At 60.3% G+C, this 20,134-nt stretch carries 23 protein-coding genes and 1 tRNA gene; 9 read left to right on the forward strand and 15 right to left on the reverse strand.

What is annotated here, in order from left to right; translation table 11 throughout:
* Nucleotides 1–106 precede the first annotated feature (106 nt).
* The 3 genes from HPDFL43_RS20865 to HPDFL43_RS20875 are packed head-to-tail and all read left to right on the forward strand — an operon-like array spanning nucleotide 107 to nucleotide 1,509.
* Nucleotides 107–400, forward strand: a complete 294-nt coding sequence (locus tag HPDFL43_RS20865; protein ID WP_007199418.1) for a YciI family protein — start codon at nucleotides 107–109, stop codon at nucleotides 398–400.
* Nucleotide 401: 1 nt separating this feature from the next.
* Complete coding sequence (locus tag HPDFL43_RS20870; RefSeq protein WP_007199419.1) at nucleotides 402–830, forward strand: EVE domain-containing protein; 429 nt, start codon at nucleotides 402–404, stop codon at nucleotides 828–830.
* Between the two features lie 31 nt (nucleotides 831–861).
* On the forward strand, nucleotides 862–1,509 hold the full coding sequence (locus HPDFL43_RS20875) for a class I SAM-dependent methyltransferase (RefSeq protein ID WP_007199420.1): 648 nt from the start codon (nucleotides 862–864) through the stop codon (nucleotides 1,507–1,509).
* Nucleotides 1,510–1,631: 122 nt separating this feature from the next.
* On the opposite strand, the gene HPDFL43_RS20880 is transcribed toward HPDFL43_RS20875, so the two are convergent.
* Nucleotides 1,632–2,141, reverse strand: a complete 510-nt coding sequence (locus tag HPDFL43_RS20880) for a L,D-transpeptidase family protein (RefSeq protein WP_007199421.1) — start codon at nucleotides 2,139–2,141, stop codon at nucleotides 1,632–1,634.
* Between the two features lie 202 nt (nucleotides 2,142–2,343).
* Here HPDFL43_RS20880 and HPDFL43_RS20885 point away from each other — a divergent pair, with 202 nt between their 5' ends.
* Nucleotides 2,344–3,027 (forward strand): response regulator transcription factor, encoded by a 684-nt coding sequence (locus HPDFL43_RS20885; protein WP_007199422.1) that lies wholly within the window; start codon nucleotides 2,344–2,346, stop codon nucleotides 3,025–3,027.
* Between the two features lie 42 nt (nucleotides 3,028–3,069).
* Complete coding sequence (locus HPDFL43_RS20890) at nucleotides 3,070–3,531, forward strand: cyclic nucleotide-binding domain-containing protein (RefSeq protein WP_007199423.1); 462 nt, start codon at nucleotides 3,070–3,072, stop codon at nucleotides 3,529–3,531.
* Between the two features lie 45 nt (nucleotides 3,532–3,576).
* On the opposite strand, the gene HPDFL43_RS20895 is transcribed toward HPDFL43_RS20890, so the two are convergent.
* From HPDFL43_RS20895 to tesB, 6 genes are all read right to left on the reverse strand, one after another.
* On the reverse strand, nucleotides 3,577–4,389 hold the full coding sequence (locus HPDFL43_RS20895) for an exodeoxyribonuclease III (protein WP_007199424.1): 813 nt from the start codon (nucleotides 4,387–4,389) through the stop codon (nucleotides 3,577–3,579).
* Nucleotides 4,390–4,532: 143 nt separating this feature from the next.
* Nucleotides 4,533–5,222 (reverse strand): outer membrane lipoprotein carrier protein LolA, encoded by a 690-nt coding sequence (locus HPDFL43_RS20900; RefSeq protein WP_425348810.1) that lies wholly within the window; start codon nucleotides 5,220–5,222, stop codon nucleotides 4,533–4,535.
* A 108-nt stretch (nucleotides 5,223–5,330) separates the two neighbouring features.
* Entirely contained in the window at nucleotides 5,331–7,958 is a 2,628-nt protein-coding gene (locus tag HPDFL43_RS20905; RefSeq protein WP_040449417.1) for an FtsK/SpoIIIE family DNA translocase, read from the reverse strand.
* Nucleotides 7,959–8,312: 354 nt separating this feature from the next.
* On the reverse strand, nucleotides 8,313–9,641 hold the full coding sequence (locus HPDFL43_RS20910) for an ammonium transporter (RefSeq protein ID WP_245271083.1): 1,329 nt from the start codon (nucleotides 9,639–9,641) through the stop codon (nucleotides 8,313–8,315).
* A gap of 19 nt (nucleotides 9,642–9,660) precedes the next feature.
* Complete coding sequence (locus tag HPDFL43_RS20915) at nucleotides 9,661–10,011, reverse strand: P-II family nitrogen regulator (protein WP_040449418.1); 351 nt, start codon at nucleotides 10,009–10,011, stop codon at nucleotides 9,661–9,663.
* A gap of 217 nt (nucleotides 10,012–10,228) precedes the next feature.
* Nucleotides 10,229–11,107, reverse strand: a complete 879-nt coding sequence (tesB, locus tag HPDFL43_RS20920) for an acyl-CoA thioesterase II (protein ID WP_007199429.1) — start codon at nucleotides 11,105–11,107, stop codon at nucleotides 10,229–10,231.
* A gap of 194 nt (nucleotides 11,108–11,301) precedes the next feature.
* Between tesB and HPDFL43_RS20925 the strand changes: the two genes are divergently transcribed.
* The gene (locus HPDFL43_RS20925; protein WP_007199430.1) at nucleotides 11,302–12,528 is read left to right on the forward strand and encodes a ubiquinone biosynthesis hydroxylase; all 1,227 of its coding nucleotides are present in this window, start codon (nucleotides 11,302–11,304) and stop codon (nucleotides 12,526–12,528) included.
* Nucleotides 12,529–12,696: 168 nt separating this feature from the next.
* On the opposite strand, the gene HPDFL43_RS20930 is transcribed toward HPDFL43_RS20925, so the two are convergent.
* From HPDFL43_RS20930 to HPDFL43_RS20950, 5 genes are all read right to left on the reverse strand, one after another.
* Nucleotides 12,697–13,269 (reverse strand): TetR/AcrR family transcriptional regulator, encoded by a 573-nt coding sequence (locus HPDFL43_RS20930; protein ID WP_007199431.1) that lies wholly within the window; start codon nucleotides 13,267–13,269, stop codon nucleotides 12,697–12,699.
* Nucleotides 13,270–13,406: 137 nt separating this feature from the next.
* Nucleotides 13,407–13,628 carry a Trm112 family protein gene (locus HPDFL43_RS20935; RefSeq protein ID WP_040449419.1) on the reverse strand — a complete coding sequence of 74 codons (222 nt, stop codon included), beginning with the start codon at nucleotides 13,626–13,628 and terminating at the stop codon, nucleotides 13,407–13,409.
* Nucleotides 13,629–13,643: 15 nt separating this feature from the next.
* On the reverse strand, nucleotides 13,644–14,321 hold the full coding sequence (locus tag HPDFL43_RS20940) for an LON peptidase substrate-binding domain-containing protein (protein ID WP_007199433.1): 678 nt from the start codon (nucleotides 14,319–14,321) through the stop codon (nucleotides 13,644–13,646).
* A gap of 82 nt (nucleotides 14,322–14,403) precedes the next feature.
* Nucleotides 14,404–15,405, reverse strand: a complete 1,002-nt coding sequence (trxA, locus tag HPDFL43_RS20945) for a thioredoxin (RefSeq protein ID WP_007199434.1) — start codon at nucleotides 15,403–15,405, stop codon at nucleotides 14,404–14,406.
* A gap of 50 nt (nucleotides 15,406–15,455) precedes the next feature.
* Complete coding sequence (locus HPDFL43_RS20950; protein WP_007199435.1) at nucleotides 15,456–15,962, reverse strand: prolyl-tRNA synthetase associated domain-containing protein; 507 nt, start codon at nucleotides 15,960–15,962, stop codon at nucleotides 15,456–15,458.
* 355 nt (nucleotides 15,963–16,317) lie between these two features.
* Between HPDFL43_RS20950 and HPDFL43_RS20960 the strand changes: the two genes are divergently transcribed.
* From HPDFL43_RS20960 to HPDFL43_RS20970, 3 genes are all read left to right on the forward strand, one after another.
* A tRNA-Gly gene (locus tag HPDFL43_RS20960) sits at nucleotides 16,318–16,392 on the forward strand.
* A gap of 207 nt (nucleotides 16,393–16,599) precedes the next feature.
* Nucleotides 16,600–17,034, forward strand: a complete 435-nt coding sequence (locus HPDFL43_RS20965) for a potassium channel family protein (RefSeq protein ID WP_007199437.1) — start codon at nucleotides 16,600–16,602, stop codon at nucleotides 17,032–17,034.
* A 113-nt stretch (nucleotides 17,035–17,147) separates the two neighbouring features.
* Nucleotides 17,148–17,570 (forward strand): metallopeptidase family protein, encoded by a 423-nt coding sequence (locus HPDFL43_RS20970; RefSeq protein WP_007199438.1) that lies wholly within the window; start codon nucleotides 17,148–17,150, stop codon nucleotides 17,568–17,570.
* Between the two features lie 12 nt (nucleotides 17,571–17,582).
* Here HPDFL43_RS20970 and HPDFL43_RS20975 read toward each other — a convergent pair whose 3' ends face one another.
* From HPDFL43_RS20975 to HPDFL43_RS20985, 3 genes are read right to left on the reverse strand one after another with little or no spacing between them, the layout of a single operon-like run.
* The gene (locus HPDFL43_RS20975; protein ID WP_007199439.1) at nucleotides 17,583–18,758 is read right to left on the reverse strand and encodes an amidohydrolase; all 1,176 of its coding nucleotides are present in this window, start codon (nucleotides 18,756–18,758) and stop codon (nucleotides 17,583–17,585) included.
* On the reverse strand, nucleotides 18,755–18,961 hold the full coding sequence (locus HPDFL43_RS20980; RefSeq protein ID WP_007199440.1) for a DUF1737 domain-containing protein: 207 nt from the start codon (nucleotides 18,959–18,961) through the stop codon (nucleotides 18,755–18,757). Before HPDFL43_RS20980 ends, HPDFL43_RS20975 begins: the two co-directional genes overlap by 4 nt.
* Nucleotides 18,958–19,887, reverse strand: coding sequence for an HpcH/HpaI aldolase/citrate lyase family protein (locus tag HPDFL43_RS20985; RefSeq protein ID WP_007199441.1), 930 nt, complete (start codon nucleotides 19,885–19,887; stop codon nucleotides 18,958–18,960). Before HPDFL43_RS20985 ends, HPDFL43_RS20980 begins: the two co-directional genes overlap by 4 nt.
* Between the last annotated feature and the right edge of the window lie 247 nt (nucleotides 19,888–20,134).

Genomic DNA, 20,134 nt, shown 5'->3' on the forward strand with positions numbered 1-20,134 from the left:
GCAGCAGGCCGCACGCAACGGGCATTGAAACCCGCGCCTTGCCGGGGCATAGAAGGCGGCATCGGCGTTCCCGCACCGGGACCGCAACGCACAGGATGGAGATCTCATGCTTTACGCGCTGATGTGCAAGGACAAGCCCGCTTCTCTCGACAAGCGCATGGCCGAGCGCCCTGCCCATGTCGAATTCCTCAAGGATCTGGAAGCGCAGGGAATCCTGAAGATGGCAGGGCCGCTGCTTGGCGAAGACGAAAAGCCGATCGGCAGCCTGGTGGTGATCGCCGCTGACGACATGGCTGCAGCCGAGGCGCTGGCCGCACGCGATCCCTATGCCATTGCAGGCCTTTTCGACACGGTCGAAATTCGCGCATTCAACTGGGTGTTCAAGAATCCGGAGGCCTGACATGGCATATTGGCTGTTCAAATCCGAACCCTTCAAATGGTCCTGGGACATGCAGAAGGCCAAGGGCTCGGAAGGCGAGCAATGGGATGGGATCCGCAATTACCAGGCCCGCAACAACATGCGGGCGATGAAACTGGGCGAAAAGGGTTTCTTCTACCACTCCAATGAGGGGCTTGAGGTTGTCGGCATTGTCGAGGTCTCCGCATTGATCCATCCCGACACCACGACCGACGATCCCCGTTGGGAGTGTGTCGACATTCGCGCGGTCTGCGACATGCCCAAACCTGTGACGCTCAAGGACGTCAAGGCGAACCCGAAGCTTGCGGAAATGAGTCTCGTCACCTCGATGCGGCTTTCGGTGCAACCGGTGACCGAAGCGGAGTATCTCGAGGTCTGCCGCATGGGCGGTCTCGACAATCCACCCCGCTGAGCCGCGTGATACAAATCCCGCAGGCAGCCGGATGAAGACCGACCCGGAGCACTTCATCCTTGCCAACACCGCGCTTGGCACGCCGCCGCATGTCCCCGAAATCCGGCTCCATCTTGCCGATGAAGCCCATGATCTCTGGCTCAAGACCGAAGACGAGCTCGAGGAGATCGGCCTGCCGCCGCCGTTCTGGGCCTTTGCCTGGGCAGGCGGCCAGGGGTTGGCGCGCCATATTCTCGACAATCCGGATCTTGTTGCCGGCAAATCGGTGCTCGATTTCGCCACGGGATCGGGACTGGTGGCCATCGCGGCCTGTCTTGGCGGCGCCACCCCGGTAAATGCTGTCGACATCGACCCCTGGTCTGCGACCGCGACGCGGCTTAACGCCGAGGCCAACAAGGTCGGGTTTAAAATCACCCAATCCAACCTTGTAGGAACCGACGCAGGCTGGGATGTGGTTCTTGCAGGCGACGTGTTTTACGACCAGGCCATGAGCGCTTTGATCCAACCCTGGTTTTCCGACCTGGCCAAACGCGGCGCGCTGGTGCTGGTCGGCGATCCGGGACGGGCCTATTGCCCGAAGGACCGGCTTGAACTGCTCGCAACCTACATGGTGCCGGTGACACGGGCGCTTGAAGACAATGAAATCAAGCGCACGTCGGTGTTCCGCTTCACGGGATGAACTGTCTGGCGATCCTGGTGGCTGCCATCGTCGCTTTTGTCATCGGTGCGATCCATTGCGGCACCCCTAAGCAAGCCCTGGATGGGGGCTGCACGGCTTGATCCCGCCGGACCGAAACCGGCCTATAGCACGCGCACGCTGGTTCCGCGCCGGATATGCGGCATCAAGGTCAGCAGATCGCGGCGCTTGAGGGCAACGCAGCCCTGCGTCGGCGGAAACCCGGGCTTGGCCACATGCAGGAAGATCGCACTGCCTGCGCCGCGCCGCCTGGAGACAATGTTCCAGTCGAGCACAAAGCCGAAATCATAAAGCACATCGTCGCGAATCAGCGTCTCATGACTGGCGCGAAACGGCAGCCGGACATGCCGGTTGTAGGCGCCATGGCCGGGCGCGTCGCACCAGCCATCCTTTGAGCCTGCGCGCAAAAGGCCAATGCCGCAATGATCCGGTGTCAGCAGGCCGCCGCGCCTGAACCCGGCCAGCACCCGCATTTGAGCCCTCGGCGTCACCCCATCGCCTTCGCGCTTGCGGCTTCCGGTACCGCCCCGCCCCAGCGCCGCCTGGAACAGCAGGGGACCGCAACGGACAATGGCCTGCAAGGGATCAAGCGGCGAGCGCCGCACCACAATCATGTTGGGCACAATGGCCTTTCCGGCCGGTCTGTGTAACGCCGATTTCACGATCAAGTGCGCCCTCTGTTACTCTCGGGTGGTATTTATCACTTTGCCGGGGCAGGGAAAGTGCCTAAACAAGGACACAATGACTGTCGACACAGTCAACCGCGCGACGGCACGGCCGCAAACGCACGACGACAAACTGGTGAGGGAATGCCGTATGACAGCCCGCTCGATTCTGCTTGTGGACGACGACGAGGATCTCAGGGAGACCCTTGTCGAGCAGCTTTCACTCTATGAGGAATTCGCGATTCTTCAGGAAGCCTCGGCCACGAAAGGCGTCCAGACCGCCCGCAACAATCACATAGATCTGCTGATCATGGATGTCGGCTTGCCAGACATGGATGGGCGCGAGGCGGTGAAACTGCTGCGCAAGGGCGGCTTCAAGTCCCCGATCATCATGCTGACGGGTCATGACACCGATTCCGACACCATCCTGGGCCTCGAAGCCGGCGCCAATGACTATGTCACCAAGCCGTTCCGCTTTGCGGTTCTGCTGGCCCGGATCCGTGCCCAGCTTCGCCAGCATGAGCAGAGCGAAGATGCCACCTTTACCGTCGGCCCCTACACCTTCAAGCCGAGCCAGAAGCTGCTGCTTGACGACAAGGGCGGCAAGATCCGGCTGACCGAGAAAGAGGCCGCGATCATCCGCTATCTCTATCGCGCGGACCAGAAGGTAGTGACCCGAGATGTGCTTCTCGAAGAGGTCTGGGGCTACAATTCAGGTGTCACCACGCACACGCTGGAAACCCATGTCTACCGCCTGCGGCAGAAGATCGAAGCCGATCCGTCCAATGCCGAGATACTCGTCACCGAAAGCGGTGGCTACAAGATCATTCCATAAGACCGGAACAGAAATGTCGAGATACAGACAAGGAGCCTGTTCGTGGCGCTGAATGACGACATTGACCTGCTGTCGACTGTTTCGCTGTTTTCCGACATCGGCGAGGACAAGCTTCGGCTGATCGCTTTTGGCGCAGAACGGCGCAAGCTTCAGGCGGGCCAGATGCTGTTTCGCGAAAACACCGCAGCCGACTGCGCTTTCGTGGTGGCTGATGGCCGTATCGAACTCAGCCGCACCGCCCACAATGGACAGAGCGAAACGAGCGGTACCGTCGGGCGCGGGACGCTGCTGGGCGAATTGGCCATGGTCACCGCTGTCGACCGGTCCATGACGGCGATCGCGGTTGATGCTGCCGAAGTGATTCGGATCAACCGGCCGCTGTTCCGACGCATGCTGGAGGAATATCCCGAAATCGCCGATGTTGTGCGTCAGCGCATATCCGCCGATCTGGCGGATCTCAACAAGGGCCTGAGCAAGGTCGCGGATCGATTCGCGGGCGAGTGATCGGCCCAGGATGCGGAAACCGCGGCGCCAAGATCCACTGCGGGATCAGAAATCGAAATGAGCTGTAACCGGGACATGGTCCGAAGGACGTTCCCAGCCGCGCGCCTCACGCAACACCTCTATCTTCGACAACCCGTCCGCCAGATCCGCCGATGACCAGACATGGTCGAGCCGGCGGCCACGATCTGCGGCGGCCCAATCCTTTGCCCGATAGCTCCACCAGGTGAAAACCTTCTCTTCGGGCGGAATATGCGTGCGGATCAGGTCCACCCAGGCCCCACCCTGCTGCATGCCCGTCAGATTCTCGGTCTCCACCGGCGTGTGGCTGACCACCTTGAGAAGCTGCTTGTGCGACCAGACATCGGTTTCAAGCGGCGCAATGTTGAGATCGCCGACCAGAATCGACGAGATGCCGTCCTTGAGTTCGGATTCCGCATGCAGGCCGCGCATTTCCTCGATGAAATCGAGCTTGTGGCCAAATTTCGGATTGATGTCGCGGTTCGGCTCGTCACCACCAGCCGGCACATAGAAATTGTGCAGCCGGATCCGGCGTTCGCCCGGTGCTTCCACCACCGCCGAAACATGCCGCGCATCGGCAATGCCGCAATAGGAAAGGCGTTGATCATCCGACAGCGGCAGCCGCGAGAGAATGGCGACGCCGTGATAGCCCTTCTGGCCGTGGATCGCCATGTGCTCATAGCCGATCTTGCGGAATGCAGCCGATGGAAAGGCATCATTGGGACACTTGGTTTCCTGCAGGCAGAGCACGTCGGGTTGCACTGTCTCAAGCAAGTGCTGCACCAGCGGCAACCGCAGCCGTACGGAATTGATGTTCCAGGTGGTAACGGAAAACGCCAAGTCAGATCGCCTTTTTGGAGGAAGCTCTGCTTCTATCTGGCCGATATGCGTTGGCGGGGCAACCCGTTGCCGGAAGCTTACGACCAGGCCGAGACGTCATCCACAAGCATCATGATCTTGCTTCGCAAGAGTGACTTAGGGGTTCAGCCGCCGCCGCGCTGGCGCTTGTGCACCTGATCATAGGGCACCTTGAAGACATTGCTGGCGAATGTGACCCCGGTCCGGACGTTGAAGATCATCACCGAGGTGTCCTTGCCCTGGGCGTCACGGATCGTCCACTGCCGCAACTCGAAGCTCTTCGGATCGAACATCAGGCTGATGGTCGAATCCCCGAAGATGGTCTTGTTGCCCAGCACGATGGTGATCAGATCCGGATCTTCCGTAACCGAGCGCACCATATCGGCCGACAGATCGATCCGGTCGGCCAGAAGCAGCTTGAGCGGAGTCTTGTTGAGCGGGTAGAGATCCCAGGTTCTCAGCTTCCTGTTGCCGATCACCACGGCCTTGCCGTCGGCGATCACCCGAACCGAGGACGGCGCTTCATAGTTGAAGCGCAGCTTGCCGGGCCGGTCGATGAAGAACTTGCCACCGGTCTGTTCGCCATTGGGGCCGAACTGGATGAACTCGCCTGTCATGGTCTTGACCGACGCGAAGTGGTCGGCGACGCGCTGTGCAGCGTCAGCCCCGCGGGCTCCGCCGGGGAAGGCCAGGAGTCCGGCAGCGCCCGCCATCAGCGACAGACCAAGACCAAGACCTGCTCCAAGTGCCTTGCGCCGGGACATCTCCGGGGTGGCCGAAAGCCGGTCAACGTCGGCGCGGATCTGTTTTGCCATATCGATCTCCATCAACCTTTTCCATTCTCGCCCTGGCGTCTTAATCTGCCGAGGCTCGGCTTCGCCCAAGACTGCGGCGCCAGTGTGACGCGTGTAAATCTGAGCGTATCATCGCGGCTCGATATCATCCTCGGTGGGCACAAGGATCTCACGTTTGCCCGCGTGATTCGCCGCACTGATCACGCCTTCATTTTCCATTCGCTCGATCAGCGAGGCCGCGCGATTGTAGCCAATTCCCAGACGCCGCTGGATATAGGAGGTCGAGGCCTTGCCGTCGCGCAGCACCACCGCAACCGCCTGATCATAGGGATCATCGGACTCCGCCAGATTGGATGTCCCGGCCGGGCCTCCGCCGCCGCCATCGTCCTCATCATCATCCTCGGTGATGGCATCGAGATATTCCGGCACGCCCTGTGTCTTGAGATAGGAGACAATGTCTTCCACCTCCTTGTCGGACACGAATGGTCCGTGCACGCGCTGAATCCGGCCGCCACCGGCCATGTAAAGCATGTCACCCATGCCCAGAAGCTGTTCGGCGCCCTGCTCACCCAGGATCGTGCGGCTGTCGATCTTGGAGGTGACCTGGAAGGAGATGCGGGTCGGGAAGTTTGCCTTGATCGTACCGGTGATGACATCGACCGATGGGCGCTGGGTCGCCATGATCACGTGGATGCCTGCAGCACGCGCCATCTGCGCCAGCCGCTGTACCGCGCCCTCGATGTCCTTGCCCGCGACCATCATCAGGTCGGCCATCTCGTCGATCAGCACGATGATGTAAGGCAGCGGGGTAAGATCGAATTCCTCGGTCTCGTAAACGGCTTCGCCGGTTTCGCGGTCAAAACCGGTCTGCACGGTGCGGGTGATCGGTTCGCCTGATTTCGCAGCCTGTTCCACCCGAGCATTGAAACCGTCGATGTTGCGCACACCGATCTTCGACATCTTCTTGTAGCGCTCTTCCATCTCGCGGACAGTCCACTTGAGCGCCACAACCGCCTTTTTCGGATCTGTCACCACCGGGGTCAGCAGATGCGGAATCCCATCATAGACCGACAGTTCAAGCATTTTCGGGTCGATCATGATCAAGCGGCACTTGGACGGATCCATCCGGTAGAGAATCGACAGGATCATCGTGTTGATCGCCACCGATTTACCCGATCCGGTGGTACCAGCCACAAGCACATGCGGCATCTTGGCCAGATCGGCGATCACCGGTTCACCACCAATGGTCTTTCCGAGCGCCAGCCCGAGCTTGGCCTTGGAATTGTCGAAGTCGCGGCTGCCGATCAACTCGCGCAAATACACCGTCTCGCGCTTTTCATTGGGCAGTTCGATGCCGATGGCGTTGCGGCCGGGCACCACGGCGACACGCGCGGCAATCGCGCTCATCGAACGCGCAATGTCGTCGGCAAGGCCGATCACGCGTGAAGATTTGATCCCAGGTGCAGGTTCCAGCTCATAAAGGGTTACCACCGGTCCCGGACGGACATGAATGATCTCACCCTTGACCCCGAAATCCTCAAGCACGCCTTCGAGCATCCGGGCATTCTGCTCGAGCGCCTCCGGTGACAGCGTCGCATCCTTGACCACATTCTTAGCTTCGTTGAGCAGATGCACCGAGGGCAGGCTGAAGCCATGATCTTCGAGCATCGAAGTCTGGGCATCGCGATGCACCCGCTCGCCCGGCTTCGGGCGCGCTGCAGGCGCGGACACGCGCGGCGAGGACTGTTGCGGACGGGCGGGCTGGGCCGGAGCCGCATGCTCGCGCCAGTCCGCCGCCGGATCATCATCCAGATCGCCCGAGAGCAAACCCTCCGGCAAGGGACCATCATCAACGTCAAAAGGTGGAGCATCATCAAGCATGCGCGAACGCACAGCACGGGAATTATCCGAAAATCCGGGTTCAACGCGCCCGCCGGCCATGCGCGGATCTGAATAGAGGTCCGGCGCGTCATAATCATCATTGAGGTCAAACGGTTGATCAGGCATTGCCCGGCGGTTTCGCAACCCAGCAAAACCCACAAGGCGGCGCATGCGGCCACGCAGCGTATACCAGCCGTGGGCAAGCGCGCCGACAAGGAGTTCACCCCGCGACATGGGCTCCTCGTCGTGATCGCAATCATCGGGCAATTCGCCCGCACCGGTCTCAACGTCTGGGGAACGGCCGATCAGGGCGGCGCCAAATCCGAGCAGCCACAGGGCAGGCGGGACCAGCAGAAGTCCAAGAATGACCGCAATAATGCCGCTGGGAAAGCCACCAATGAAGGTCGCCGGGATTTTCAGCGCCATATCGCCAAGCACCCCGCCCAGGCCATTGGGCAGCGGCCAGCCCTGCGAATGCGGCATCAGGCCGAAAAAGGCAGCCGTCAGCCAGGCGCCGGCAAACCAGGCCGGTGCCCGCTTTGAGAGCCGGTCAATCGGACGGTTGCGCATCAGCTGCAGGGCCCAGGCCAGCGCCGGCAGCAAACCGATCACCCCGGCCAGACCAAAAAACTGCATCACCAGATCGGCAAATGCCGCACCGCTGAAACCAAGCGCATTGACCGGTGTCGCGCCATTGGCATTGGAAAAGCTCGGGTCGGACACATTCCAGGTCGCAAGAGCCGCCACCGCAAGCGCAAGGCTTGCGATGATTGCCATCCCCATGGCAAAACGGAGCTGCCGTTGAAACAGGCCCGCAAGCATTGATGAGCTGCGGGCGGAAGTGCCTGACGAAAGGGTGGATGAGCCTGTCTGCATGGTCACAACATGTCCGAATCGGGTTCCGGCCCTTGCAGGCCTATCGAGACGCGACCCTAACCGGCGCGAGGTTAATACCGCATTAACCATGGAATTTTCGATTTTTACCGGAATGCTCTGGGTGGATCGGGGCACAGGCCGCCATTCGCCTCAACTCTCGAAGGCTTCAGGCCCTACTCCAGCCACATCATGAGCTGACCTGCGCCCGCGGCGGTTTGCAAAAAGTGGGCCGCCGCGGCAAAAATGACATGCCGGCAGAAAGGCCTGCAGGCAATAAAAAAGGGGGCCCGGAAAACCGGGCCCCGAAGGCAGGGATGAAAATCATCCCGACGGGATTGTTGTCCAGGGCGCGAATTACGCCTTGGTGAATTCCGGATAGGCTTCGACACCGACTTCGGTCATGTCGAGACCCACCATTTCTTCTTCTTCGGTCGGACGGATGCCGACGGTCACCTTGAGGATGTACCAGACGATACCGGCCAGCACGAAGGTGAAGACACCGTAAGCAACAACACCGAGGAGCTGTGTGCCAAAGGACGCACCATCATTGGTAAGCGGAACAGCCATTGTGCCCCAGATACCGGCCAGAAGGTGAACCGGGATGGCGCCAACGACATCGTCGATCTTGAACTTGTCGAGCATCGGCACGGCAAAGACCACGATCACGCCACCGACGGCACCGATCAGGATGGCCGAGAGCGGAGAAGGCATCAGCGGCTCAGCAGTGATCGAGACCAGACCGGCCAGGGCACCGTTGAGTGCCATGGTGACATCAACCTTCTTGTACATGACCTGGGTCAGGATGATCGCTGCAACCACACCACCGGTCGCTGCCAGGTTGGTGTTGGCGAAGATACGGCTGATGTCGGACACATCGGCGTTGCTGCCCATGGCGAGCTGCGATGCGCCGTTAAAGCCGAACCAACCGAGCCACAGGATGAACGTGCCGAGCGTGGCAAGAGCCATCGATGAACCCGGGATCGGGTTGACCTTGCCGTCCGGACCATACTTGCCCTTGCGAGCGCCCAGAATGATCGCACCAGCGAGAGCAGCCCAACCGCCGACCGAGTGAACGATGGTCGAACCGGCAAAGTCGGAGAAGCCTGCTTCGCTGAGCCAGCCGCCGCCCCACTGCCAGGAACCCGAGATCGGATAAAGAATACCGGTCAGGATGGCGGTGAAGATGAGGAATGGCCACAGCTTGATGCGCTCTGCCAGCGTGCCCGAAACGATCGAGGCAGTTGCGGCACAGAACACCATCTGGAAGAACCAGTCGGAAGCAACCGAGTAGTCGCCTTCGTTGGCGGCACCGGCTTCAGGCCAGCTGTAAGGCACGGGTGTGCCGAAATAGCCGTTCACGTCTGTGTACATCAGCGAATAGCCGATAACCCAGAACATGATGCCTGCGATCGAGTAAAGCGCGACGTTTTTCAGGCACTGCATAGACACGTTCTTGGAACGTACCATGCCGACTTCCAGCATGGCAAAGCCGGCAGCCATGAACATGACAAGGAAGCCGCCGATAAGGAACAGCAGCGTGTTGAAGATGAAAGCGGTTTCCGCAGCGGTCGCATATTCAACTGCAGCATCCTGCGCAAAGGCAGGAACTGCGAATGCGGCCAGTGCGCCCGCGGCTGTGAGGCCGGTAAGCAAACTGGACTTGAGTGACATCGATACTGTCATTTGGGTAACTCCTTGAGCCTTACAACGCGTCCGCGTCGGTTTCGCCGGTGCGGATACGCATGGCCTGGTCAATCGAATAGACAAAGATCTTGCCGTCGCCGATCTGGCCGGTCTTGGCAGCCGACGAAATCGCCTCGATTGCCTTGTCCACCTGGTCGGACGCAACCGCGATCTCGATCTTCAACTTTGGCAAAAAGCTCACCGCGTATTCAGTCCCGCGATAGATCTCAGTATGCCCCTTTTGCCTGCCGTAGCCTTTGACTTCGCTGACGGTCAGGCCCTGAATGCCGATCCCCGTGAGCGCTTCGCGCACCTCGTCGAGCTTGAACGGCTTGATGATGGCCATCACAATTTTCATCTGGTTTCCCATCCTTTTTGTCTGCGGAAAAACCGCCTGAGAGGAACGAGCAGAAGGCAAAGCCAGTCCACCCCGCTCGAACCAATGCAATCAAATGTCGTGCCAGATTCGAAAAAACCGCACAAAGTATTGTATTTAAAAGGAAAAATAGATTGCGCTGAAAAATTGCGCAGAATTGCAGCAGCGCTGAGGTCTAGAAATTAGCCAATTGTAAAGATTTGCACATTATTTAGGCATTTGCCCGATCTCGAATCAATCCTTCCTGCGCGACCGAGGCAATAAGCCGTCCGTCGCGTTGATAAAGACTGCCGCGGGTGAACCCGCGGGCGCCGTTGGTGTTGGGCGAATCCATGCTGTAGAGCAGCCAGTCATCGAGCCTGGAAGGCCGATGGAACCACATCGCGTGATCGAGGCTCGCCACCTGAAGATCCCGGTCAAAGACCGAACGGCCATGGGCGAAAAGGGCCGTATCCAGCAGCGTCATATCAGACAGATAGGCCAGTATCGCCGCCTGAATGATCCGGTCATCCGGCACCGGGCCGGTGGTCCGCACCCAGACCTTCTGTTCCGCATCAAGCTTGCGGTCGGAGACATAATGGTCGAGCGCCAAAGGTCTCACCTCAATCGGCCGTTCACGCTCCCAATAGCTGCGGATGTGATCGGGAGCGCCAGTCAGGAACGCGGCGCGCATTTCCTCCTTGCCGGGCAATTTCTCCGGCGGCGTGACCTCGGGCATCGATGCCTGATACTCAAGACCCTCTTCTTCCTTCTGAAACGATGCCGAGAGGGAGAAGATCGCCTTGCCGTGCTGGATCGCCACAACGCGCCGTGTGGCAAAACTCAGACCATCGCGTATCCGGTCAACCGTGTAGATGATCGGTGCGGCGGGATCGCCCGGCCGCATGAAATAGGCGTGCAGCGAATGCACCGGCCGGTCCGCGCTCACCGTGCGCTGCGCCGCCACCAAAGCCTGACCGATCACCTGGCCGCCAAACACCCGCTGCCACCCCACCTGCGGACTGGTTCCGCGAAAAAGATCCTGCTCAAGGACCTCGAGATCAAGGCTGCTGACCAGCTGTTGCATGGCGGAGGGGGCGGTGCGCGACATTTTGGTTCTCTTGCGGGTGTGGCTCGAAGACGGCAAAGCGGTATATGGTGCGGTATAGGCGCTCTCAAAGCGGCTGCAAAGCCATCATTGGGGGCCTTGCGCAATCATCTGACCGGCTACACGGCCTGCCGAGCGGCAAGGCCCGGCGGGCGCAGGTGCCGCGAGATCGCCAAGAAAACGCAAGGACGGGTGCAATGACCAAGACGACGATGGACATACTGGTATGTGGCGGGGGCTATGTCGGCCTGTCGGCTGCAGTGGCCCTGAAGCTGGCCGCACCATCACTCGACATTGCCGTCATCGATGCAGCCCCTGAGGACGTCTGGCGCAAGGACCAGCGCGCCTCGGCGGTCGCCGCCGGCGCCAGGCGGCTATTGTCGCAATTGGGCGTCTGGGACGAAATCGCCGCCGAAGCCCAGCCGATCAATGACATGGTTGTCACAGATTCGCGCAGCTCGGACCCGATCCGGCCGGTGTTTCTGACATTTGGCGGCGCCATCGAGGCTGGCGAGCCCTTCGCCCACATGATGCCCAACGTCGCCATGGTCGGAGCGCTGCGACGCAAGGCCGAGGAAATCGGCGTGCCGATCCACCAGTCCACTGCAGCCTCCGGGCTGGAGGTCGATGAGCAGGAGGCCCGCATCGAGACTGCCGATGGCCGCACGCTCACCGCAAGGCTGGTCGTCGCCGCCGACGGTGTCAGATCCCGCCTGCGCGACATGGCCGGGATCAAGACCCAGCATTGGGACTATGGCCAGTCCGGCATTGTCACCACCGTTGCCCATGAGCGTCCGCACAATGGCCGCGCCGAAGAGCATTTCATGCCGTCCGGCCCCTTTGCCATCCTGCCTTTGACCGGCAACCGCTCGTCACTGGTCTGGACCGAACGCACCGCCGACGCGGAGCGGCTGATCAACCAGGATGATTTCGTGTTCGAGGCTGAACTCGAGCGCCGTTTCGGTCACCATCTGGGCGAGCTCCGGATCGAGGGAGGCCGCCGCGCATTTCCGCTGGGCCTGACACTGGCACGCGATTTCGTCAAACCACGCCTGGCGCTTGCCGGCGATGCGGCCCATGGCATCCATCCGATTGCCGGCCAGGGGCTCAATCTCGGTTTCCGCGATGTCGCGGCCCTGGCCGAAACCGTGGTCGAGGCCAACCGTCTCGGCCTGGACATCGGGTCGATGGCGGTTCTGGAGCGCTACCAGACCTGGAGACGGTTCGACACGGTGCGCATGGGTGTGACCAGCGATCTTTTGACCCGCATGTTCTCCAATGACATCACGCCGCTTCGGATGGTTCGTGATTTCGGATTAAGCCTGGTTGACCGGATGCCTGCCATGAAACGCTATTTCATCGATCAGGCCGCAGGCATTCCCGATGCCTCGGGTCCGCGGCTGTTGCGCGGCGAAGCCATCTGACACCCTCCTTGAGGCAGATCCTGGCTACGGGGCACGCCCGCTTTTGGGGCCAAGGGTCTGGACCCTAATGCATGTCGCGCTCGATTGTATTCAATTGAGTGATAACGTACATGCATTAAATCAATGTGTTAGAGCGACCTTTGTGCGTCCAATTGGACGCACGGCGCTCTAGGGCCCGATCTGCAGGCTCTGCTCGGCACGGCGCAGGCTTTCCACCAGAACGGTCATGTCGTCAAACGCATGCGCCAGTGCAATCCCGCCCTGCCATTCAACCACCATGGAGCGCGCCCGGGCGAGCGCAATCGATGGGCGCGGACCGGTTTTCTGCAATTCGCGCGCAATGAAACTCACAATCAGCTCGAAACTCTGGCCTGCCCGCGTTGAGGCTTCAGGCGCAGCGCGGCGGAAATCACGCACCGCCGCACTGATCGGGCATCCATTCTCGACCCGGCTCCGGTTTGACTGGCCGAGCCTGTTGAGCAAAAACCGGATGCGCTGACGCGGCTCCACCGCCGCCGCTTCGGCTTCCGTGATCAGCGATTGGGTTTCTTCCACGAAAACATCGGCGACAGCCAGCGCCAGATCCGCCTTGGTGCGGTAGTAATAGAACATGTTGCCCTGCGGCACGCCCGCCTCGCCGGCAATCCCGGCGATACTGGTCGCGGCAAAGCCGTTTGCCCAGAACATCCGGGCCGCTGCCGCGACAATCGCATCACGTCTCTGGTCGCCTTTTTTTGACATGGTTCCAGCCTAACTGATTTGGTCAGATGACTTATAATGGACGCGCAGGCACGCGCCTAGAACAGAACTTGGTCAATCCCGCCATCCGCACAGAACATCCCCATCGGGCCTTTAACGCCCTTTTTAACCAACAGCTATCAGTCTTCGTCGGGAAGCTGGCGGGCCTCTGAGACCAGCATGATCGGGATTCCATCTCGCACCGGATAGGCGAGCCGCGCACGTTCGGAAATCAATTCGTTCTGCTCGGAATCATATTTCAGAGGACCGTAGGTGAGTGGGCAAACCAGAAGCTCGAGCATCTTGACGTCCACAGATCCAACGGATCGCACAGCCCGTGCCGGTTCGCTCTTCTTGCTCATTCCAGTATCATATTCCTATTGCAGGACCCGGTCATAATCATCGCCATCGCGCGCCAGTGCAATCTCGGTGATTGCGACCAGCGTTTCGGCGCGGGTCTTGGTGTCTCCGGCTTCCAGAAGCGCTTGTTTCTCCGCCGGTCCATAGGGTGACATCATCGACAGCGAATTGACCAGCGAAACTGTGCTGGCACGTTCGACCGAACTCCAGTCTGCTTCCAGATTGTTGGCGTCGAGATAGGCCCGGAAACTGTCGAGCAGCGCCTTTCGATCCACATCTGCGCCATCATCGGCGGCGTCGAGATCAGACCCAAACGGGGCGATCGCACAGACGCGGTAGGGCCTGCCGTCCTGGCTCAACTCCTCAAGCACACGGAACCGGCAGATGCCGCCCAGCGTGATTACGTACCGGCCATCTCCGGTTTCGCCAAGCGATGTGATCCGCCCCAGACACCCGACTGAACACAGATCCTTGACCGGCCCCGGGCTGTTGCCGCCATTCTCGAGCGCAGGCTGGATGATGCCGATCACCCGGTCGGAAACCAGCGCATCATCGAACATCGCCAGGTACCGCGGTTCGAAAATATTGAGCGGCAATTGCGCCCCGGGCAGCAGCAAGGCACCAGAAAGCGGGAACACCGGTACCTGCTCCGGAACATCCGCTACGGTCCGATAGGATTTGTTGCCAACCTGCATGCCTGTCCGCCTTGCTTGTTCTACCACTGCAAATGTGGAGCGAGACGCAAGTTTCTCAAGGGCCTCCAGGTGATTCCCGGTATCACGAGAACAGCAACGATGAGAGTTGCCGCCTCGCCGACAGCGTCGCCGGATCAACCGGGCCCCAGGCTTCGAAGAATTCGAGCAGGGCCTTGCGCGCCGCCTCGTCTTCCCACTTACGGTCCTTGCGCATGATCGTGAACAGCTCCTCCGCGGCAGCGTCGCGATGACCCTTGGCGTTGAGGATTTTGGCAAATTGCAGCCGCGCCTCATGATCATCCGGGTTTTTCGCAAGACGCGCCTCGAGTTCAACCGGGTCGCCCAGCTGAGCCACTTCGCGCGCCATTTCCAGCCGTTTGATCACCGAAGCGACCTCCGGATCCTTGCGCCCCTCCGCATCAATCACCGCCAGCATCTGTTCGGCGCGATCCAGATCGCCCATTTCCATCATGCAGGCCGCAAGGCCGGCCGCGGCGCCGGCATGACCTGACTGCATCTGCAAGATGGCGGCAAAGCCCTGGGCCGCCTGCTCCATGTTGCCATCCGCCATAGCCGCCCGCGATTGCTCCAGAACAGCTTCTATCTGGGCTTCGGCCGGGGAAACGCCCGGAGGCCCGGCGACCTTTTCAATAAATTCGCGGATCTGGCTGTCCGGCAGAGCGCCCATGAACCCGTCGACCGGCTTGCCACCGGAGAAGGCGACCACGGCAGGGATCGACTGAATGCCCATCTGACCCGGAATGGCCGGATGATCATCAATGTTGAGCTTGACCAGCTTGACCCGGCCTCCGGACTCTTGCACAGCCTTTTCGATAACCGGGGTCAACTGCTTGCAAGGACCGCACCACGGCGCCCAGAAATCAACCAGCACCGTGACATCCTGCGAGGCCTGGATCACGTCTGCGGTAAAATCGGCTGTTGTGGTATCTTTGATAAGATCGCCACCGGCCTGACCCGGTTGCCCTGACACGGCAGGTGCCGTCTGCGGCTTGTCGCCAAACGTCACATTCCCGCTCATCTGGGCGCCAGATGCCGGTGCATAGGGATTTTCAAAATCGCTCATGGTCTGCTTCCGTGCATTGAATAGGATTTCACTGGTTTAAACGTCGTGTTTCAGGTCGACACTTTCAAGATCATCGGTTCATGGCCTGTATCGGCGAGAAAACGCTTCAGATCCTCCCGCGCGATTGAAGTGGTTGCCTCATTGATCAGCGGATGCGCATTGATGATGTCATACTCCATCAGCGGCGCGTCAATGACGATTGTCACATCATGGCCGGGATCATTGATGGCCGAAAAGATGGTCACCGAGCCCGGCGCCACGCCGAGTTTCTCCATCAGGGCTTCATGTTTACCAAAAGACACCCGCCCACTGGCCCCGATCAGGGTGTGAATGGTCCTGAGATTGACCTCGGCATTTTCTTCCAGGGTGACCAGGAAATACCGTCCCTTCTTGTCCTTGAGGAACAGGTTCTTGGTGTGACCGCCAGGGATCTGATCGCGCAGCCCTTGGGACTCGGCAACCGTGAACACCGGCGGATGCTCCATGGTGCTGTGGGTGATGTTGAGCGCATCAAGGCGGTCAAAAAGGTCTTTGCGTGTCTTGGGTATCGATGTCATGGGCAGAGGCTCACCGGCAATTCAAAGGGCAGTCTTGGAGATTTCAAATGCGAAAATGGTGGGTTTCGCATTGATTGGCAAAACCGCGCCTTCCCGCTTGATCCCTTGATAGGCAACCCGGCCATGCTTCGCAATGGCCGGGCGGGCGCTGGGTTCCCGACCGCGGACGTCTGCGCGGCCTTTGTCTGGCGCCAAATCAGCCCGCGGCCCGCCGCTTTGCAGCACTCTTGTGACATCACATGCACGGGGCTGAAATTTCCCTGTTGCAATTCATTTCAGCTTGCGCCATATAGCGCCGGTCCGAGCCCTTTGGGGAACGGAACTCCGGTCCGGATACCCACGGATCAGATGATGAGCGGGCGTAGCTCAGGGGTAGAGCACAACCTTGCCAAGGTTGGGGTCGGGCGTTCGAATCGCCTCGCCCGCTCCAGTTTTTCCGGAAACACAGTCTTGAGCCGGTCTGACCGCCTTGTGCGGCAGCGATCGGTTTGATCGACATCAACGCGCGGCCCGCCCGGATTTCAGACGCTGTTCGCAGCCAAGAGCCAATTCCCGGCGATCAAACGCGGTCGGCCCGATCAGGTCCACGGAAGGAGCAGAGACTTGCAGTTATGTCCCTCATATCCGGCGGCGCATCATGATTGTTGAACTCGCCATCGGCACCGTGACCATCATTACCTCAATGACAGTCATGATCGGGTTTGTTCTGATCGCGCTGCGTCTGGTGCGCAATGCGGAAGACAATTATGCCGATCACCGGCCGGCATTGTGGCAATTTTTCCTGATGCTCGCGGTCACGGTGGCGCTGGTTCTTGGGACCAACACCGTCTGCGTCTGGCTTTGGGCCGGGCTATTCCGTGTTCTCGGCGTGTTTGCGACGCTTGAAGAGGCAGTCTATTTTTCCATGGTGTCCTTCACCACGGTCGGTTACGGCGATGTGGTGGTGGACAAGGGCTGGCGAATTCTCTCAGGCTTCGTCGCAGTCAACGGGCTTTTGGCCTTTGGAATTTTCACCGCGGTGCTGATCGAGGTCATTCGAAGCCTGTCCAACCGTTACATGCCGCGGGGCTGAACCCGCGCGATTGCAAGGCATTTGGCCGCCGCCCACTCGAAAGCGTGTCATCATTTGCCTATATGAAGCTCCAGAGGGCTCTTTGCGGCCCACCCGAAGTAACAGGACATTCCATGGCGCGCAGCGATCAGACCGGAGATTGGCAGGGACGGCATGCGCCGAGCCTGAGCGTTTTCGAATCGATTGCCATCGATTCCTATGCACGTCTGCCCGACCACTTTCGCGCGCTCACCGGCGAACTTTCGATCGTGGTGGAAGATTTCCCCGATGACGAGATCTTCGAGGATATGGGGCTGGAAACACCGTTCGATCTGCTCGGCCTGTTTGAGGGACGCGGCCTTTCGGAGCGCTTCACCATCGAAACCGGCGAGCTGCCCAACCGGATCATGCTCTACCGGCGTCCGATCATCGACTATTGGGCCGAGAACGACGAAACCCTGGGCGACATCATCACCCATGTGCTGATTCACGAGATCGGTCACCATTTCAGCATGTCTGACGACGACATCGAGCGCATCGAGGCCGCGGCGGAATAAGAAGCCCTCGCTTCAGTCCGCTGTCTGCTCGCCGCACAGGTCACGGGCAATATGCTCGAATATCGCCACTCCGGGACCGATCAACTCGTCAGGAAAATCAAAATCGGGATTGTGCAGCCTTGGATGGTCCTCACCCGAGCCAAGCACGAAAAGCGCCGCTTTCGCCACGCTGCCAAACCGGCCGAAATCTTCCGACCAGCGGTACGGATCGCCAACCTCGACACGCCCCGCCCCAAGCGCCAATGCAGCGGCTTCAATGCTGGCGACAGCATCCTCATGATTGTGGCCGGCAGCGAAACCCTCATGGCGGTCAAGGGAAACACCCAACCCACCGGCATCCGCCAGGCGATGGACAAGCTTTTCCGCTTCATCCATCAGCTGGGCCTGCATTTCGTCATCGATAGCCCGGATGGTGACCCAGATATCGGCTTCGCCGGGAGCGATCCCGAAGGCAGCCTCGCCAAGCCGCGCATGCGAAAGCGTGACCAGCGAATGCCCCGGAATGTGGCCGAGCGTTTCGGGGAGTGCCGGCAGCGCATCCATCAGCCGGCCCATCACCGCAGCCGGGCTCAGCCCCGCCTCGGGCTGCGCCGCATGCGCGGTACGGCCCGAAAGCCGGACCGCCAGTCCCTCGGATGCAAAGGTGAACGGGCCGGGCCGCACGCCCACCGCACCCAGCGGCAGACCGGGCAGATTGTGAAGCGCAAAGGCGAAATCCGGCTTGATCCTCTTAAAACGCGGATCGGCAATCACATCGGCTGCCCCGGCCCCGGTTTCTTCCGCGGGCTGGAACAGCAAGATCACTTTGCCGCGCGTTGGACGGTTTTCGGCAAGCTGCATCGCAAGCCCGCACAGGATCGCCATATGCCCGTCATGGCCGCACAGGTGCCCCTTGCCCTCGATTTCCGAACGCCAACCGAAGCTCGAAATCTCGGTAATCGGCAAACCATCAAGTTCACAGCGGAAAAGAACCGCCGGGCCATCGGCTCCACTGTCATAGATCGCAGCAACCCCATGGCTTCCAAGTTCCGTGAGGATCTCGTCGGGTTGGTGGCGCTTCAGTTCAGCGACAATATGAGCAGCGGTTTCGCTTTCCTGGCCTGAAAGCTCGGGCCGGCGGTGCAGGGCATGGCGCAGGGTGACCAGTTCAGCCGGCGCCGTCCGTCTTAGCAAAGCGGTCAAGGTCACTGTTCCCCGAGTTCCATGTCAGGACTGTAGTCCTTGCCCTCAACCTCTTTGGTAACAGCCTGGCCACATTGCATCAGCCCGGTTTCCGCATTGAAGGCATAGGCCGGCGAGCCGTGCAGCTCCCAGCCTTTCGACAGTGCGAGACTGACCTTGTGGCAAAAGGCCGAATCATCGGGTCCGGTCAGCAATCGATAGAGTTTCATGTGTTCCCCTCTCCCTGGTCCCTGAGATCAATGCGCCGGGCCTTTTCCATCACCCGTTCGGCGATCTCCAGATGCAGCCGTTCGACCATCCGCCCGTCAAGGCTGATGACACCGCGATCGCGATTGCCGGCCTCTGCATAGGCATCGATGATGGCCTTGGCTTCAGCGCGCCGCTTGGCATCGACACCAAAAATCGCGTTGACCACCCCGATCTGACCGGGATGGATCAGCGTCTTGCCGTCAAACCCCATGGCCTGGCCATCGCGGGCTTCCGCCGCCAATCCGTCGAGATCCTTGAAATCATTGTAGACGCCATCCAGCACATCGAGCCCGTAGGCACGCGCGGCGAGCACGATCTGCATCAGCCATGTGCCAAGCCAGGGCCGGCCCGGAAGGTCTGCAACCCCGGTTTCCTTGATCAGATCATTGCCGCCAACCACGAAACAATCGAGCCGCGCGCCATCGGTCCGCGCCGCCTGCGCGATCCGGCCGGCATTCATCACTCCGAGCGGGGTCTCGATCATCGCCCAGAGACGCAGGCTTGCAGGCGCATCCGTCTGCTCCAGCGCATCCTCAACCGCGACGATGTCCTCCGGTGACTCGACTTTCGGAATCAGGATCGCATCGGGACGGCAGCCGCGCGCAGCCAGCAGGTCCTCACCGCCCCAGGGTGATGACAGCGTATTGATGCGTATGATCTTTTCCATACCCTCCGGCAATTCCGCCGCGCGCCCATCCTTGAAGAAGGCGCGCACCGCCTCCCGCGCGTCATGTTTGGCGCCGGGGGCGACCGAATCCTCGAGATCCAGGATCACGCTGTCGCATCCCAGAGCCGGCAGCTTTGCCAATGCACGAGAATTGCCTGCCGGCAGGTAGAGAGCCGAACGGCGCGGGCGGGCGGGTCTTGAGGGTGATGTCTGGGTCATGCTGTCTCGAAAACGGTCTGTGTATCCGTTGAATAGCACATGCGGTTCGTCCGGGAATCGGGTTGGCGGTCCCGAAATATATTGCTGCGCATATTCACGATGGAAATCCCGCCTCGCTGTTTGCCGAAACCGCTTTATTGCCCCGCCAGCATCACCTTGCAAGGGCCACAAGAAGGCGGACTGCGTCTGCAGGCTATTGAACAGGCAATTTCCAATCCCCACATCATCATCATGAACAAGGGAACGA

This window comes from Hoeflea phototrophica DFL-43, from assembly GCF_000154705.2.
Classification (GTDB): domain Bacteria; phylum Pseudomonadota; class Alphaproteobacteria; order Rhizobiales; family Rhizobiaceae; genus Hoeflea; species Hoeflea phototrophica.